Here is a 16182-nt window from a genome sequence, read left to right as displayed (position 1 = left end):
TATTGTTGAAGGGTAGTGTCTCAATAAAGAGTAAATGAAGACTATATTCCTTTTTCGGGAATACAATAAGAAGTGATTTTTTCCAGTTGTTGCCGGGCATTGAATTCATAAATATCGCAAGCCGATATAAAGGAAATCAATTGCCCCTCCTTTGAAAAAGCGGCTGTTCCGCTGATCACCACTTTATGCGCTTCCGTAATTATCTGTATCGTTTTGAAGTCTGTTTGTACCGATTCGAAATAGATCTGTACTTGTTCGCATTGCTTTGTCACCGCGGTTTTGCCCGCATAGGTCTTTTCCCCTACCACGATCCATACAACCTGATCAGAAAGATATGGATAGGTTGCTGCAAAGGCTCCATTGGAGAAGGCTGTTGCTATATCTGTTATGTTCATGTGTTTTTTGTTTAGCGTTCTCTCATTTTTATAGAGACATGGCGGGGCAAGGATTGTCTTTATTTAAAGGTTTATTGGCTGTAATAATATATGGGATGAATGGCATCTATCTTTAAGAGTTGCGTCAGCAGTTTGGTACATAATAAGTATAAAGCTTTAAGTTGTTCCTCCATATCTAATGCACCTTCAAGATACAAAGACAATTCATAAGTGCCTTCTGGTAATTTATCTTCCCAAATGCCGTGTTGGTCTGAGGTTTCGATATGAAGTCCTCGCTGAGTCTGTATTAAATCCTGAATGGTATGGTCATTCAATAAGCTCGTTATTTTATAGGGATCATTTCCTTTAATGATAAATGCCCTATCGAATGCTTCATTGCCAATTAAGATATCCTGTGCCCCCAATAAAGTGCCTATACGATCAAGGAAGCCCTGAGGATAGATCTGAAAGAAAAAGGGATTAGCAGAACGATAAGGGCATACCATTCGGGTATATGTTTTTTGCACCGTTGTCTGTCCCACGGTGCGATAAGCTGTATAGTAATCACACAGAATCTGGAAGTCTTTAAATCTCAAGTCTGCTTTGTCAGAATGATAAGATTGTTTTTCGATATAGTGCCCTTCAAAGGTTTTTGCAAGTATGTTCCATATAGAAGGTTCTTTTTGTGGTGATGGCATTGTGATCGTTTAAAATTACACCTTATCCTTTGTAATCCATTTACCCACTGCCGGTGCCTGGTAGTGTTGCATTTGATCCAAAAGGTTGTGGATATCGTCGCTCACCAGAAGCATGTCGCGGTTAAGGGCTTTTAGCAATCCCTTTTCTACCATACTATTGATCATGGCTAAGAGTTCATCATAAAACCCCTCAACATTAAGGATGGCAATAGGCTTTTGATGTAAGCCCAATTGTGCCCAGGTTAGCATTTCAAAGAGCTCTTCCATGGTACCAAAGCCGCCGGGCAAGGTAATGACCCCATCCGACAGTTCATTCATTTTGGTTTTTCGCTGATGCATGGTGTCCACTAAAATCAGTTCTGTGAGCTGCTCATGGGCAATCTCTTTACTGCCCAGAAAGTGGGGGAGCACCCCGATTACTTCCCCTTTGTGCTGCAGACAACCATCCGCTACCGCACCCATCAAACCCACACGGGCACCACCATAAACCAAACCGATACCTTTTTCTGCCAGGGCTTTTCCTAAAGCATAAGCTTGCTGTTGATATATGGCTTCCGTCCCGAAACTGGAACCACAAAAAACGGTTATTCTGTTCATCATTTTTTTGAATAAATAGGGTTAATTAATTTTTGTATTGATTATCCGCATAATCTGTTGTTTCAATAATGCCTGTTTTTATCAAGGTGATTGCTGTGCACTATGATGAAAGCAATGGGTACCTATAGCATAGAGACAATCTTGTTTTGCTATAAACGGATACCCGGATTTTATTTTTATGGTATTCCCCGACGAGCGGCAACGCCGCTTGTATCTTCTTGCCGTTTTTACCGTATCGTACCCTTCCGAATTGTCACACAGATCAGTTTATAACCCTGTTCCGTTCTTAAAAACTCCAGGTGATCCTGGCTGAAATGATCTTCATCGTTATGCGTGATGATAATGTCCATGGTAGGATACAGCCAGTCTTTGGCTTCGCCACAATTGTTATAATAAGATTCAAATTCCTTTTCGGCAAACATAAACGGATTTAGTCCGTCTCTGGAAATGGCATAATCGGTGCCGGCCTTGCTCAGCTCTTTGAATTTGCTTTGTAACAATTCGACATTGCGGTCGATAAAAGCGGTTTTAGGCTCTGTACGCCAATCATCAGGTGCTTCCCAGGTGATCTTTTCATAAGTAGCGGCCAGCAGGTCTTTCTTCGTGCATTGCTGCAAAAGATTTTGTTGCAGCCACTGTTTGAACTCCAGTTCAAAATCAATAAAGGAATAGTATTGTCCATTAAGGCCTTTGAAATGTTTTCTGATGGGGTCGGTATTTGGTTGTGCGGTAACTTTAAGTGAGAAAAAATTGAGCTGTCCATTATACGTGAAGTCCGCTACCAGGACGCGGTTATTGGTATCAATTAATACTTCGGTGCCGCCCGTCCAGCTGTAATGATTACAACCGTCATGTTTGTCCTTATCCCAATACTTTTTTTTCGCACCTTTAAGGGCAATGGCCATGCCATTCCGCACCGGTGTCAGGCCATTATATTCCGCCGGGATCACGATATCTCCTTTGCGGTTAAACATGCCTACTTTATCAGTTTTGGGATCATGGAAACGGATAAAGCCTTCACTCTCACAGTCCGCAGTATTATCAAAGACATACAGGCTGTCCCGGCCAAGGATCCGGCCCGATTTGGTTTGGTAGTAATTGGCCCAGGTGTCCTTTACGGGTTCGGTAACGGCCATAATATCATCAAACTTCCCGGCGGTGGTCAGGCCCATAAATTTGGGTTCAATTTTCACCTTGCCTTGGGCATCTTTAAAACCGATGAGTGTTGTGTCCTGATTCCAGAATGCCGTCCAGGTATCGCGTTTTTGCGCATATACAGCACTGTTGAGGATAATAGATAATAATAAGAGTGGGACGTATTTCATGGATAAAATATAGTGGTACATATTCTGATCTAATGTATTAAGAAAAGGCGATGCGGCCAAAATATTTACGGAGCGCAGAAGACATTATTGTTTACCTTATAACGGGTTTTCTTGTTTATCCAGCCAGTTTTGATAAGTCATTTCAAACTTGATTTCCCCTTGACCATGCCTTCCGGTTTCCAGCCAACCGGCTTTGCGGTAAAAGGTTTCGGCCCTTGTAGCCGGAGCAGTGCCCAGCCAGAGGGTTTCTTTTGTTTGGGCAAAATACCAATCTAGTAGGGTATCATGCAGCTGCCTGCCAATGCCTTTTTGTGCCCATCCCGTTTTTACGAACAGCGCCCAGACATTATGATCCTGCATATCTGCAATGGCAAAGCCCACAATTTCCCCATTCCAATCGCAAACCCAGCCCTTACCTCTTGAGCACATATATTCCCGGTAATCGGCATCCGTAACCAGACCCGGATCGGACAAGGTATTTTCGGTTACGGTATTCCGGATGCGCTGCATCTGCGGGATATCTTCGAGTGTTGCGATTCTGAGGGTCAATGGGTTTGGCATTATGTTGGGTTCTGGTATCTATGTTATAAATCAATACAATTAGATGTGGCCTAAATACAGGCCGGCATACTACCCGGATAGGGAGTAGCCTTTGTTACAGCGTTGCCTTTTTTATATCAATGATGGTCTGTTGTAGTTTTTCCGGTTCGGTGTTAAACACTGTATGCCCTGATTTTGTCATCCAGTAAAAGCCTTTCTTAGGCGCTTTAATAAACGCATAATATTCCTTTACCAGATCATGCATTTTATATTGGTCTGCATTGCCTTCAATAAAATAAATCGGGCAATCCACTGAGGAAAGGCTGCGGAACATATTGAGGGTGACCGATTCCTTCCAGGTGGGAAACCAGACGTTCATCCATTTGTAGTAATTTGTTTTGAAGTCCTCTTTCTGTGCAAAATCTACGCCATTTTTAATAAAGAGCCATTTCTGGGAATAGAAGAGATCCTCTTTCGTTTCAAAAGGCACTTTGACTTTTTCGATTTCCTCTTGTGCCAAAACATTATGCTCACTTTTCGCCCAATCCTGCAACATATCAATGGTCAATTGCCCGGCTTTGTCCTGATCTATAATCGGGCTAATGGCAATATAAGCATATAATAATTCCGGGTGCTTTTGAGCGATATCGAAGCCCAGCACCGATCCCCAGGAATGGGAAACTAAATATAATTTTTTTCTCTTATATTTCTTTAAGATATACGCAAGCATTTGGTTTGCATCATCCTTCAGCAAGCTAGTACTTAGCGGTTGAACTGAGGCATTTAACTGTAAGGTTGCTCCTGTTTGTCTTTGATCCCAATTGATGACGATAAATGCATTCCTGAGCTGATCCGAAAAGGTCTCCGAGGTTTCGATCATAGAAGTACCCGGTCCGCCATGTAAAAAGAATAAGATCGGTTTTCCGCTGTCCTTCCCTTTGATGCTTAGGTAATGTCTGATGCCATTGATTGTAACCACATCACTGGTGTCGATTATGGCGCTCTTTTGGGGTAGCCTTTTTTGGCTGATCGCCATGAAGGGAATAAAAAGGATCAGTAACAGACTAAAAAAGTGTTTCATTATATTGATTTGCGGGGGTAAGGGAAATAAAGAAATACACGCTGTCTGATTGAAGTAAGTTGTCCTTCCATTTTGGAACAGGCTATGCTTGATCTTCATTCTTTTTTCGCTTGTAATGTAGTTGTGTGAGCCCGGTTTCAAATGTTTTTACCTGTAGCAGTACCAGTTCCTGCTGCGGTCTGCCCGATTTGAAAAGCCTTGTTCCGCTACCCAGCAATACCGGAACAATGGAAAGAATCATCTCGTCAATCAAATCATTTTGCAATAATTCATTGATGATTTCGGCACCACCGTCACAATAAATGTTTTTCCCGTTTCCGGATTTTAGTTGCTGCACTAATTCCCTTAGATCGCCTGTATAAAATGTGGTGTTGCCGATACCTGGTTTTTCTGTTCTGGTGATCACATATACCTTTCGGTCTCCATTGTCGTAATGAGCCGGGCCGATTTCTTTAAGTACCCAATCGTATGTTTTTCGACCAAGGATTATGGTGTCAATCGTGTCGGTGAAGGCAGCATAGCCGTAATCTTCGCCCTCCTTTTCTACTAATTTCAGAAAGCTAAGGTCATCATTGGCCTGTGCAATATATCCATCCAGGCTTGTGGCTATGTATATCGTTAAGAGCGGCATGGTTGTGTATGATCTGTTTTATTGATTGTCGCGTGTGGTTCGGGACCTGTTAATGATTTGTGCATAGCCGAAGATAATGATTTTAGCGCATGCTCGTAGCGACAACCTGCTGATGAGTTTGCTGTTTTGGGGTAAATAGTTTTGCTTTATTACCTTGCCTGCCTTTCCTGGTATGCCTGTATCTCTTTATCCATTTGCTTGCATTTGAGATGTATGGACTCATAATTGGTCTTGATCTCGTTTAAGATTTTGATCGTCATGTCCACATTCTTTTTATTGTCATGATGATCCCAGTAATTGCCATAATCCAGATAAAACGGATAGTCGCGGTCACAATATTTGATCGGGCTGATCATTTTATCGAAGAGCAAATTGGCCCAACGTGGCGCATCGCCAAGGCCTTCCTTTTTGCGTTCTGCTTTTAAATAGCTGATTTGTGCCTCAATAATTAATAGGTCCGTCTCTTTGTCTATGCGGTTATAATAAGTAGCGTTAAAATCTTTGTTTTTAAAGATATAGGCTTTGATGTCGCCGGGTAAAATCTGTTTGACGACGAAGGAACGAATGGTGTACTGTTCCAGGCCGGTTTGCTGCCAGGAATAGGTGGTACTGGGTAGAATGGCAAAAGCCAGGAGTTGTTTATGGGCAGCATCGTCCTTGTATGCGGTGATCTGGTCAACAATATGATGCCAATCCGTAGAAAATAATTTTTGATAGTTTTCTTCTTTGAGTAAAGAGCGGAGTACCTCAACAGAAAGCGTATCCTTGCGCAGTAAGGTGCTCAACTCATTTTGCAAGGCGCGCAATTGCATTCGAAAAGGGTACTTTTCTTCATAGCCCTCGGGAGGGATTCTGCCCCAGCCATCTTCGGGAATACGTTGCGTATAATAAGGATTGTCCAGGCTATCTAACAATGCATAAACCCTTTTTTCTTGTATGCTTTGTGCAGAGACCTGCTGTGCCAATAACAAGCAAAGGATAAGTACTATTTTAGGGAGCATGGGCTGGATTTCTAAATTAAACTTTAATAAATATCGCTAGTTGTTTATTATAAATTAGTATATATAGCTAATTTATAATCCTTTGTCAAGTAAATTGCTTTATTGAAATTTATTCGGAATAGTCAGAACACTCTAAGTATGGCACAAAAGCATTGTGGATTTTGTATCTATTTGAATTTAACTTTTTTGCCAAAACTATATTTTTTTCATCTGCTTCGAAGTCATATTCATATTCGAACTTTAGAGGTTTTATCTCCCTACCTAAAAATGAAAGTCTACATAAATGATCGATAAATTTATTAGAGTAATTATCGTTGGTTGAAATACTAGATAATTCCATTAATTCTTCTATCTTTTCTTTTGTTAAAATGGAGTTTTCACCAAGAACATTATAGAGAAATGTTTGGATTTGCTTTACAGTTACTCCATTTTCAACCAGTATAGATTTAAATATCCAATTTGAATAATCCTTATATGCAGTTATTAAGTCAGCTTCTTGTATCAAAGCGTGGCCCCTTCTGACGGCAATGTCCTTGGCACTATTTATAAAATATATTAGATCCCTAGGTCTTGGTATAACACATGAAGTGATATAATCTTTTGTTGGAATGCCATCAACTGTTTGGCAAATATATTTGCCCCAAAAATCACTTGTTCCTTTTTCTGAAAGCTCCTCTACACGTTTATCTATAACTCTTAACAGTACTTCAGAGTCGTTCCATTTTAAATTATAATATTCAATTTTATCGGGTTCTCTTGCAAATTGTATTATGTATTTAAATATGTCACTTCTTAAAAATATGACTAAATTAAAATCAAATTTATTTGGTTTGTTTGAGCTGCCTTTTAGTTCTTTTGCAATACGGCCAATAACTCCTAGAAGGCCTAATATGAATTTACTTATTACCTCGATGTTATTTTCTTTCTTCCAATTCTTGTCTAAATTATCTATTAGAACAACTAATTTTTTCTTTGAGTTCATGTACTCGATAATTAGTTCTTTCAGATCTTTTATTATATTTTCATGTAGTAATTCTGAAATTTTATTTCTAAATTCGGATTGTTCTTCTATATTCTCTATAATTGCGAGATTTCCGAGCTCCTGCTCTAAACGAGTAGAAATATCAGTTAATATTATATTTTTGTTATTTTCAACAAAAAATATAATTCTATTATCAATATCATTCAATGCATATAATGGCTTATTTTTAGTTATTTCATAAATTCTTTTTGCAATTTCTGTATATATCAAAAATTTCCAGATCGACTGAATAATATAACCTTTTTCGAAATCACTTTTCAGCCTTTTAATCAGCTCAATTAATCCATCTATTTCAAAATTGATTGGCTTTATTGTTATAACCTCATTTCTAATATCTCTTGAAAGATAAGATTCTAGAAAATATAAAGTTGCTGTTTTGCCACAACCTTTTCTGCCAACTACAATATTGTATTCGCTTCTAACTAATGTTTCTTCATGAGCGGTTTCTAAGTAGTAGTCATAAATATTATTTGCTTCGTGCTCTGCAATATACTCTCCAAATTTTATTTTTTGCAAATCGCTTAATTCTTTGTCAATAATTTCATTATTGTTTTTTTTTGTGAAATATTCTGCAATATTATTTCTTAGGTCTGTTAAAAATGGGATTATTGCTTGCTTACACAAATCAATATTTGTAAACTTTTTAAGATACTCTTGGTAATCCATTGTTGTCGGACATGGCTTTTCTGCTACCATTTGTACTTTTAAACCCAGGCCCAATGCTATACCTCCTATTAAAGAACATTTTGCGTTTTGAAGCTCAAAGCCGTTTCTGTAAATTGACGAAAACTCGACTAATACTGCTGGAACGAGCTGAATGTGATTTATATACCAAGAGATGGATTGGACTTTTACCTCTGAAGCATCATCAACTATTGATGGAAGTTTAAATTCATTTACAGTATTTATGATGTACTGATTGTAATTTGTGTCTATTTGACTTTTTAGATACAATATAGCTTGTTCCTTATTTGTATTTTCGCTATAATTGAATGTAGATTTTAGCAAATTGCCATTCCTTAAGTAGCCTTTTTGGTTCAAAAAACTACTTACGATGTCTTTTGAACTCGTATATGGTGAATATCCAATGGTGGTAAGTAAATTCAACTCTTTATATCTATTAAAGGATTCGTTAATAGATGTATCTTGAATGAGCCAAATCGGTTTACCCTTTCCAATAGCAAAGCCAATTTCAAATAATACATTTTCATTTAATCCGGTTAAATCGGCCATTAAAAAGTCGGATTTTTCAATTTGCTTTAGTATTTCTGAAATAATATAGTTTCCAGAAATACTCATTGATCTCCAACTCTTAATCAATACCAAATGACCACTTTTGTGAATTTCTTTTATTGCCTCTTCAATAAATTCTCCACAGTGTGTTGGATTTGAACTATAAGCAAAAAAACCATTTTTAATTATAGCCATGTTGATTAAATTTTGAATGCATAAATTGTTTTTTTATTTTTTAAATAAAAGGTGTGTGCTTTTATTTATGAGAAAAGAAAAAGATGATAAAAATTTGCACTTCTTGACGAAAAAATATCTTATTGCTTTTTTCGTTATTCTTCAAAACAATATTCAACTTCATAAATTCCTTTTTTAAGAGGAATATTATATTCTATTGATTTAATGCCAACATGAAAATCATAAACGGTACCGGTCCTTGCGAAAGTATTTATTTGCTGATCCCTTGATACCGCTTTTTCCATAGAAGAGGTGCTTTTCTTTGGTGGGTTTGAAAAAGTAGATAAAAATTTCCCAACAACGTGTCCTTTATAACAATCTTCTGCTAAATAGATTTTAAGTCTTCCTTTTTTTATAGATGTTGTGTCTTCTATATAGATATGTTCTATAATACTCGCATGATTTTCTTTTAAAGTTGTAACAGGTACTAGATAAGATGGTAAATCTTGCGACGCTTTTTCTATTTTTTCCTCTAATTTTTCTCTCTTATCTGGAGAAACATGCCTAATTAAATTAATGTCTTCAAATAGTTGAGACTGCGCGTTTCTTTGCTTTATGATACTGTCTTTTACTTTGTCTGAAACGACTCCTGTCCAATCATTTATGTAAGTATTATTGGAAGACCTTACTAATCTTATCATGTTGCGAGTCGATTCTAAGAATATACTGCCTTCTGGAGATAAATCTTTTTCCAAGAGTATATTTTGTTTTTCATCTAAGTATTGTTCAATCGAATATAGTTGCTTTGATTGGTTCAAAATCTTTTCGCTTGACTGTTCTCCAATTCGGTCAATTAATTTTGTATTCTCAGCAGTTAATGTTTTTTCGGAATAAAAGGATGAGATAGCCCAGGAAATTACAGATGATGCAATTGCCAAGATAATTGATACAAGAAGCCCCTCTCTCGTGTCAATTCCGCTTAGCTGGCTTGTCCATATAAGACAGACTATGATTACTATCATTGATAGCACTGAAATTATTGTCCTCATACGGTTTTCTTTTATTAAATCCTTTATTTGTGACAAAAATAATAACATTTTCCACAAATCCAAATAGGCCTAAAAAATTCACCCTGAAGGGTTATTTGCGCAAATCAGCCCCTTTCTCACAAAAAACAATACCTTTTTTCGTTTAAATGAACTTAATCCTTATTTTTGCTGGTTGAAAACAAATTAACCAATGGCAAATACTGGAGACATCCGTAACGGGATGATTTTAAAACTCGAAAATAACTTGTACTCCGTTGTAGAATTCGGACAAAATAAAACAGCCCGTGCAGCGGCTAAAGTTTGGGCTAAATTAAAAGGCGTAGACAATAACCGTACCATCGAGCATACCTGGAACTCGGGCGATAATATCTTCCCGGTGCGCGTAGAGCGCCGTCCTTACCAGTTCTTATATAAGGACGACAGCGGGTATAACTTAATGGATAATGAAAGTTTCGAGCAAATCGTAGTGGCCGAAAATATGCTGGACCGCGCCGGTTTGTATAAAGACGGTCAGGAATGTTCTGTATTGGTCAATACCGAAACAGAATTGCCTATGAGCGTAGAATTACCTTCTTCTGTGGTTTTACGTGTAACCTACACCGAACCCGGTTTAAGAGGTGATACCGCTACCCGTACCTTGAAACAAGCTACATTGGAAACAGGCGCTACGGTTAACGTACCTTTGTTTGTCGATACCGACGAGCTGATCCGTATCAACACCACTACCGGTGAGTATATGGAGCGCGTAAAAGAATAATATAAACATACTACACATATCTATTTAAATTTATTTACAATGGAGTATAAACAAATCCAAGAGTTACTAAAAGCAGTAAACAAATCTAACATTAGCGAATTGTCTATAAAAGACGGTGATTTTGAAATTACCATCAAGCAAGCTACTGCAGAAGCGCCGATCACGGCCATCCCGGTAGCGCAATACCAGGCAATGCCTCAAATGATGGCACCTGCGGCACCGCAGGCAGCTCCTGCTCCTGTAGCCAGTGCAGCCCCGGCAGCAGATGCTCCGGTTAGCGGCGGTAAAGTGGTGAAATCTCCAATGATCGGTACGTTTTACCGCTCTTCTTCTCCCGACAAACCTCCTTTTGTAGGGGTAGGCGACGAGATTAAAGTAGGTGATGTCGTGTGTATCGTAGAAGCCATGAAACTATTTAATGAGATCGAAAGCGATTTAGGCGGCCGTATCGTTAAGGTATTGGTAGATGATGGTACTCCGGTAGAATATGACCAACCTTTATTTATCGTAGAATAATATAAAATAATGTTTGTATTAAGAAAATGCGGTCGATACCGCATTTTCTATACCTGTATTGTTCCATTATTTAAAATTAGAAAATGTTTAAAAAAATATTAATTGCTAATCGTGGTGAGATCGCTTTACGTATTATCCGTACCTGTCGCGAGATGGGGATCAAAACCGTAGCGGTATATTCTACAGCCGACAGGGATAGTTTACACGTGCGTTTCGCTGATGAAGCGGTATGTATCGGTAAGCCCCAGGGCATTCATTCTTATCTGAATGTACAGGCGATCATGGCAGCGGCAGAGATTACCAATGCGGATGCCATCCATCCGGGTTACGGGTTCTTAGCTGAAAATGCAGATTTCTCTGAAATCTGTGCACGATATAATATTAAGTTCATCGGGCCCACACCCGACATGATACGCCGTATGGGCGATAAAATGACGGCCAAGGAAACGATGATCGCAGCAGGTGTACCGGTAATCCCGGGTTCTGAAAGTTTGCTGGAAAGCGTTGTAGAAGCCAAAGAACTGGCGAATGCAATGGGCTATCCCGTAATCCTGAAAGCAACTGCCGGTGGCGGGGGTAAAGGGATGCGTGTGGTATGGGCTGAAAATGAAATTGAAAAAGCATACGATAACGCGAAAGCGGAAGCGGCGGCTTCTTTTAAAAACGATGGTATCTATATGGAGAAATTCGTAGAAGAGCCACGTCATATTGAAATCCAGATCGCGGGCGACCAATTCGGTACCGTATGTCACTTAAGCGAAAGAGATTGCTCTATTCAGCGCCGTCATCAGAAACTGGTAGAAGAATCGCCTTCTCCGTTTATGACGCCGGAACTGCGCCAGAAAATGGGTGAAGCGGCTATTAAAGCAGCAGCAGCCATTAACTATGAAAGCGTAGGAACCATCGAATTCCTGGTAGACAAGCACCGTAATTTCTACTTTATGGAGATGAATACCCGGATCCAGGTAGAACATGGTGTAACGGAAGAGGTAACGAGTTATGATTTGGTCAAAGAACAAATCAAAATTGCTGCCGGAGAACCGATCAGTGGTAAAAACTACGAACCGACCATGCATGCTATTGAGTGCCGGATTAATGCAGAAGATCCTTATAATGACTTCCGTCCAAGCCCTGGTGTGATCCAGGTATTGCATACGCCGGGTGGTCATGGGGTGCGCATTGATTCGCATATCTATGCCGGTTATGTGATTCCTCCATTCTACGATTCCATGATCGCTAAGATCATTGCCGTAGCGCAAACCCGCGAAGAAGCGATCTGTACCATGGAGCGTGCTTTGAGCGAGTATGTGATCGAAGGAGTGAAAACAACCATTCCGTTCCATCAGCAACTGATGAAAAATAAAGATTTCAGAGCGGGTAATTTCACGACGAAATTTATCGAGTCTTTCGAATTGAAATAAACAGTACAATTAGTAATATAAACAAAGGCATTCCATTTCTCGGAATGCCTTTGTTGTTTGTATGGGGAATGTGATTTGTAGTAGGGGAGATGCCTCCTTAGGTCAGCATGACAAGATGGAGCACTGTATACATTCTCCTTGTGCTTTCGAGCGAAGCGAGTTTGGTTGACGGATTATCGACCGAGCCCGATGATTTTCTTAAGCTGGATTGATAAGGCCAGTTCAAATCCGATGTGTTCTGTACGGATCGCTTATTGTTTTCATCACAGCGATAGCAATTTTGTAAGAGGAGCTGCGATTTTTGAGCCCGGGATACGCTCTTAAAGGCTCAAAAATCAATGCACGAAACGTAACAAAATTGTGGTGCGGAGCAATCGCCTTGATGAAAACAGGCATTTTTGGTCCTTTTGTTGCCGGACAAAAGGACAAACAAAATGGTGTTGATTATATGCAGACAATCATAAAAAAGTATACTACCTGGAAAAAGTGATTATGTATTGTAATAGCTTCTCCTTACATCAACACGACAAAACGAAATGCAATACCAATATGCTTCATCTGTCCGGCAATCAAAAAACAAACACTATACCCATAATATAAAAAAGCATATTGATTTAGGATTCCTAAATCAATATGCTTTTTGTACGTTAATCAAGCTTCTATTAAAACTCCGGCTTACCAGATTTTTACCCGGCTTGCTTCAGGGATATACATCTTATCCGTTGGCTGTATTTTATAAGTTTCATAAAAGGCGGCAACATTCGAGAAAGGCCCGTTTACACGGTATTTCGCAGGAGAGTGCACATCGGTCACTAATCTTCTGGCCAATTCTTCCGGACGCATATTATACAACCAGCCATGCGCATAACCCAGGAAGAAACGTTCTGCCGGGCTTTCCCCGTTCAGTTTCTTGCCCTTAGTGTATTGTTCTGTTTTCAGGAAAGCATCCCAGCCCAGCAATACACCGCCTAAATCCGCGATATTTTCGCCCAGTGTAGCCTTACCGTTGATATGCTTGCCCGGTAAGGGTTCGTAAGCATCAAACTGTTTTACCATTACCTCCGCACGTTGGGTGAAATTGGCCTCGTCTTCTTTAGTCCACCAGTTTTGCAGGTTTCCTTTTTCATCAAACTGACGGCCTTCATCATCAAAACCATGCGTGATCTCATGACCGATGGTAGAAGCGCCCGCATAACCGTATACAAAGGCATCATCCAATTCTTCATCTCGCTTACCCGGTACCGTAAATATTCCGGCTGGCAAGACAATCTCATTATTAGAAGGATTATAATAAGCATTATAGGTCTGCGGCGTCATATTCCATTCACTGCGGTCTACGGGTTTGCCCAGTTTGTTGATCGAATAATTGTGCCACCACAGGCGCGCCGCCATAATGTTTTGGGCATAAGATTGCGCTTTGATATCCATCGCAGAAAAATCCTTCCATTTGTCGGGATAACCTACTTTTTTGCTCATTTTAGCCAGTTTAACCAAGGCTTTTTCTTTGGTTGTTGGGCTCATCCATTCCAGGTGTTCAATCCGGTTCTTTAAGGCCGCACGGATGTCTTCCACCATATCTTCATAGCGTTTTTTCGCCGTTGCATTAAAATATTCTTTCACGAATAATTGTCCCAAAGCTTCTCCTACAGCTTCTTCTTCCGCATCCAGTACTTTTTTCCAGCGGGGCAATTGTTTTTTCGCGCCGCCTAGAGTCTGGGCATAAAAAGCAAAGTTTTCCGTTACCAGTGCATCGCTCAGGTAAGGTGCATAAGCACTGAGGATATGCCATTTAAGATAGGCCTTCCATTCAGCCAGGGGCATACTCTTTAAAGCCGCATCCAGTGTTTTCAGGAACTCAGGTTGCCCCACGATCACACTGTCCAGTTGATTGATGCCGATATTATGATTGAAACTTTGCCAATCAATCTGCGGCGTTAATTTCATTTTTAGGCTGGCCACACCATATTTATTATAATTGGCATAGGGATCCCTTAAAGCCTCCAGTTTACGACTGGATTTGGCCAGGTTTGTTTCGATAGCCAATACTTTCTCTGCATAAGCCGCTTCCTCTCCTTTATACAAACCGGCAAGGCTAAACATTTGCGCGATATGTTTCGGGTAAGCAGCCCTTACCTTTTGTGTTTGCTCATCCGTGTTGAAATAATAATCGCGGTCGGGTAAACCGATTCCCCCCTGAAACAGGTACAACGCCATGGCATCACTATTCTTCGCATCTTGCAGCACGCCTACACTCAGTAATACCTCAATGCCCATTTTATGCAACCCTGCACAGAGTTGTATTAAACCCGGTATATCCGATAAGGAATCTACCTGTGTCATCAGGCCCGCTAAAGGTTTAATCCCCTCCTGGTTCAGTTTTGTACTGTCCATGCCCGATTGCCAGAAGTCCGCAATCTGGCGGCCAACTTTTCCTTCCGGTTTCTTTACCGCATCTTCATTGATGGTCCTTAATCTGCCCTGCAAGTCGTCGATCACCAAACGGGCAATCCCTGTAGAGCTATATTCATCCGGGATGGCGTTCTTTTTGATCCAAGCGCCGTTGGCATAGCTGAAGTAATCATCCTGAGGACGTACTGTCGTGTCAATATTCGTCGATAATGGATCAATACCCGTCGTATGCTTATTGTTGCTTACCCCTTGGCAGGAGCATAGAAACAAGGATAGACCAAAGGTACCCAACATCCAATTTTTATAATTCATTTTTATCTTCATTTAGCTTTCAAATATAATTTAGTTTAATGCTATAAACAAGTTTTTCTCGGAAATAGCCTGCCGATAAATTAGGAAAAATCCCCATTTTTCCGCGATCGCTTGCAATGCTTGGCAAGCTTAGATAATTTTGGGTATTACTTAAAACGAAAAGGTCATGAAAAAAGTACCATACAAAGGGATATATTGCCTGCTTCTGCTGTTATTAGCGGCGACTTCTGTACCGGCACAAAGAAGTTATGTGCGGCATAAGATAGAGAAAGACATGGAAAAGAAGTATGCCGACCCACAGAAAAAGAAAGGCAAAGAAGCGCTGGAAAAGGTAACATACGAAAACGATAAGCGCTATAAAGATCCTAAAAATAAAGTCCAGGCTACCTTTGTATTTGCCTCGGCAGATTATGATAAAAAAGGGAATCTGAAAGAAGCCAGCATCGATAAAATCGTTTTTGGCAAAACCGGAGAATGCATGGTCTCTAATGAAGGCGAAAAAAACGAGACCTGGTTTGTCTATAATTATGCGGACAAAGCCAATTATATGGTGCAGGTAAAAGACAAAACGGCCATGAAAATGCCCCTGATCAATATGCAGAAGATGGCTGAAAAAATGGCGAAAAAAGAAGCGGCAAAAGAAGAACAAGGGGAGCAGACCGCCTGGGTCGCCACTTCAGAAACCAGGGTTATCAATGGATTTAATTGTAAGCAATATATCTACACTTATCCGGCTAATCCCAAATTTTCCACCTATGAAGCCTGGGTAAGTAATGATGTAAAGATTAAACTGGATGGGAATTATATGATGGGTGCTCGGGTGCAGAGCTATAATTTTACCGGCACCAAAACCAATAAGAACCTGCCCATGGGTTATGTCGTCTTAGGAATTCTTTACAACAAAAAAGGCAAGCCGGTAAACCAGCGGGAACTCAAAGAGATGACCAAGGGTGCTGAAGAACGGTATTTTGACATGAGTCCCTTTAAAGTCAATGATGTACTGGATGCCTTGCAGTAAATAG

Annotated in this window: 15 protein-coding genes; 4 read left to right on the top strand and 11 right to left on the bottom strand. The window is 39.9% G+C overall.

From position 1 onward, the window contains the following. Window positions 1-41: 41 nt before the first annotated feature. From DBR32_RS06835 to DBR32_RS06790, 10 genes are all read right to left on the bottom strand, one after another. A complete protein-coding gene (locus tag DBR32_RS06835; protein WP_124635542.1) occupies window positions 42-395 on the bottom strand; it encodes a nuclear transport factor 2 family protein in 354 nt (117 codons plus the stop codon). Between the two features lie 71 nt (window positions 396-466). After that, window positions 467-1072, bottom strand: a complete 606-nt coding sequence (locus tag DBR32_RS06830; protein ID WP_124635541.1) for a hypothetical protein — start codon at window positions 1070-1072, stop codon at window positions 467-469. A gap of 15 nt (window positions 1073-1087) precedes the next feature. After that, window positions 1088-1672, bottom strand: a complete 585-nt coding sequence (locus DBR32_RS06825) for a TIGR00730 family Rossman fold protein (RefSeq protein WP_199724388.1) — start codon at window positions 1670-1672, stop codon at window positions 1088-1090. A gap of 224 nt (window positions 1673-1896) precedes the next feature. Continuing rightward, a complete protein-coding gene (locus DBR32_RS06820) occupies window positions 1897-2994 on the bottom strand; it encodes a WG repeat-containing protein (RefSeq protein ID WP_124635540.1) in 1098 nt (365 codons plus the stop codon). Window positions 2995-3090: 96 nt separating this feature from the next. Beyond that, complete coding sequence (locus DBR32_RS06815) at window positions 3091-3555, bottom strand: GNAT family N-acetyltransferase (RefSeq protein WP_233559680.1); 465 nt, start codon at window positions 3553-3555, stop codon at window positions 3091-3093. Between the two features lie 94 nt (window positions 3556-3649). Then, a complete protein-coding gene (locus DBR32_RS06810) occupies window positions 3650-4615 on the bottom strand; it encodes an alpha/beta fold hydrolase (RefSeq protein WP_199724386.1) in 966 nt (321 codons plus the stop codon). An 82-nt stretch (window positions 4616-4697) separates the two neighbouring features. Continuing rightward, window positions 4698-5246 carry a dihydrofolate reductase family protein gene (locus DBR32_RS06805; RefSeq protein ID WP_124635539.1) on the bottom strand — a complete coding sequence of 183 codons (549 nt, stop codon included), beginning with the start codon at window positions 5244-5246 and terminating at the stop codon, window positions 4698-4700. Window positions 5247-5395: 149 nt separating this feature from the next. Continuing rightward, window positions 5396-6247 carry a hypothetical protein gene (locus DBR32_RS06800; protein WP_124635538.1) on the bottom strand — a complete coding sequence of 284 codons (852 nt, stop codon included), beginning with the start codon at window positions 6245-6247 and terminating at the stop codon, window positions 5396-5398. A gap of 109 nt (window positions 6248-6356) precedes the next feature. Further along, the gene (locus DBR32_RS06795; RefSeq protein WP_124635537.1) at window positions 6357-8717 is read right to left on the bottom strand and encodes a P-loop ATPase, Sll1717 family; all 2361 of its coding nucleotides are present in this window, start codon (window positions 8715-8717) and stop codon (window positions 6357-6359) included. Between the two features lie 134 nt (window positions 8718-8851). After that, window positions 8852-9745, bottom strand: a complete 894-nt coding sequence (locus DBR32_RS06790; RefSeq protein WP_124635536.1) for a hypothetical protein — start codon at window positions 9743-9745, stop codon at window positions 8852-8854. A 190-nt stretch (window positions 9746-9935) separates the two neighbouring features. Here DBR32_RS06790 and efp point away from each other — a divergent pair, with 190 nt between their 5' ends. The 3 genes from efp to accC all read left to right on the top strand — a co-directional run bounded on the left by efp (window position 9936) and on the right by accC (window position 12439). After that, complete coding sequence (gene efp, locus DBR32_RS06785; RefSeq protein WP_124635535.1) at window positions 9936-10502, top strand: elongation factor P; 567 nt, start codon at window positions 9936-9938, stop codon at window positions 10500-10502. A gap of 39 nt (window positions 10503-10541) precedes the next feature. Beyond that, entirely contained in the window at window positions 10542-11018 is a 477-nt protein-coding gene (gene accB / locus DBR32_RS06780) for an acetyl-CoA carboxylase biotin carboxyl carrier protein (RefSeq protein ID WP_124635534.1), read from the top strand. A gap of 83 nt (window positions 11019-11101) precedes the next feature. After that, a complete protein-coding gene (gene accC, locus DBR32_RS06775; RefSeq protein ID WP_124635533.1) occupies window positions 11102-12439 on the top strand; it encodes an acetyl-CoA carboxylase biotin carboxylase subunit in 1338 nt (445 codons plus the stop codon). 675 nt (window positions 12440-13114) lie between these two features. Here the strand turns inward: accC and DBR32_RS06770 are convergent. Continuing rightward, window positions 13115-15160 (bottom strand): M13 family metallopeptidase, encoded by a 2046-nt coding sequence (locus tag DBR32_RS06770; RefSeq protein ID WP_124635532.1) that lies wholly within the window; start codon window positions 15158-15160, stop codon window positions 13115-13117. A 166-nt stretch (window positions 15161-15326) separates the two neighbouring features. On the opposite strand from DBR32_RS06770, the gene DBR32_RS06765 reads away from it, so the two are divergent. After that, entirely contained in the window at window positions 15327-16178 is an 852-nt protein-coding gene (locus tag DBR32_RS06765; protein ID WP_124635531.1) for a hypothetical protein, read from the top strand. Window positions 16179-16182 lie beyond the last annotated feature (4 nt).

It is taken from the genome of Taibaiella sp. KBW10, from assembly GCF_003852495.1.
GTDB lineage: Bacteria > Bacteroidota > Bacteroidia > Chitinophagales > Chitinophagaceae > Edaphocola.
This window is presented reverse-complemented; position numbering and strand designations above follow the sequence as displayed.

Excerpts from the sequence above, each read along its gene's own strand:
- DBR32_RS06825 (WP_199724388.1), bottom strand. The coding sequence starts at position 1,672 with ATGATGAACAGAATAACCGTTTTTTGTGGTTCCAGTTTCGGGACGGAA.
- DBR32_RS06770 (WP_124635532.1), bottom strand. The coding sequence starts at position 15,160 with ATGAATTATAAAAATTGGATGTTGGGTACCTTTGGTCTATCCTTGTTT.
- DBR32_RS06805 (WP_124635539.1), bottom strand. The coding sequence starts at position 5,246 with ATGCCGCTCTTAACGATATACATAGCCACAAGCCTGGATGGATATATT.
- DBR32_RS06820 (WP_124635540.1), bottom strand. The coding sequence starts at position 2,994 with ATGAAATACGTCCCACTCTTATTATTATCTATTATCCTCAACAGTGCT.
- DBR32_RS06790 (WP_124635536.1), bottom strand. The coding sequence starts at position 9,745 with ATGAGGACAATAATTTCAGTGCTATCAATGATAGTAATCATAGTCTGT.
- DBR32_RS06830 (WP_124635541.1), bottom strand. The coding sequence starts at position 1,072 with ATGCCATCACCACAAAAAGAACCTTCTATATGGAACATACTTGCAAAA.
- DBR32_RS06765 (WP_124635531.1), top strand. The coding sequence starts at position 15,327 with ATGAAAAAAGTACCATACAAAGGGATATATTGCCTGCTTCTGCTGTTA.
- DBR32_RS06835 (WP_124635542.1), bottom strand. The coding sequence starts at position 395 with ATGAACATAACAGATATAGCAACAGCCTTCTCCAATGGAGCCTTTGCA.
- DBR32_RS06800 (WP_124635538.1), bottom strand. The coding sequence starts at position 6,247 with ATGCTCCCTAAAATAGTACTTATCCTTTGCTTGTTATTGGCACAGCAG.
- DBR32_RS06815 (WP_233559680.1), bottom strand. The coding sequence starts at position 3,555 with ATGCCAAACCCATTGACCCTCAGAATCGCAACACTCGAAGATATCCCG.
- accC (WP_124635533.1), top strand. The coding sequence starts at position 11,102 with ATGTTTAAAAAAATATTAATTGCTAATCGTGGTGAGATCGCTTTACGT.
- DBR32_RS06810 (WP_199724386.1), bottom strand. The coding sequence starts at position 4,615 with ATGAAACACTTTTTTAGTCTGTTACTGATCCTTTTTATTCCCTTCATG.
- accB (WP_124635534.1), top strand. The coding sequence starts at position 10,542 with ATGGAGTATAAACAAATCCAAGAGTTACTAAAAGCAGTAAACAAATCT.
- efp (WP_124635535.1), top strand. The coding sequence starts at position 9,936 with ATGGCAAATACTGGAGACATCCGTAACGGGATGATTTTAAAACTCGAA.
- DBR32_RS06795 (WP_124635537.1), bottom strand. The coding sequence starts at position 8,717 with ATGGCTATAATTAAAAATGGTTTTTTTGCTTATAGTTCAAATCCAACA.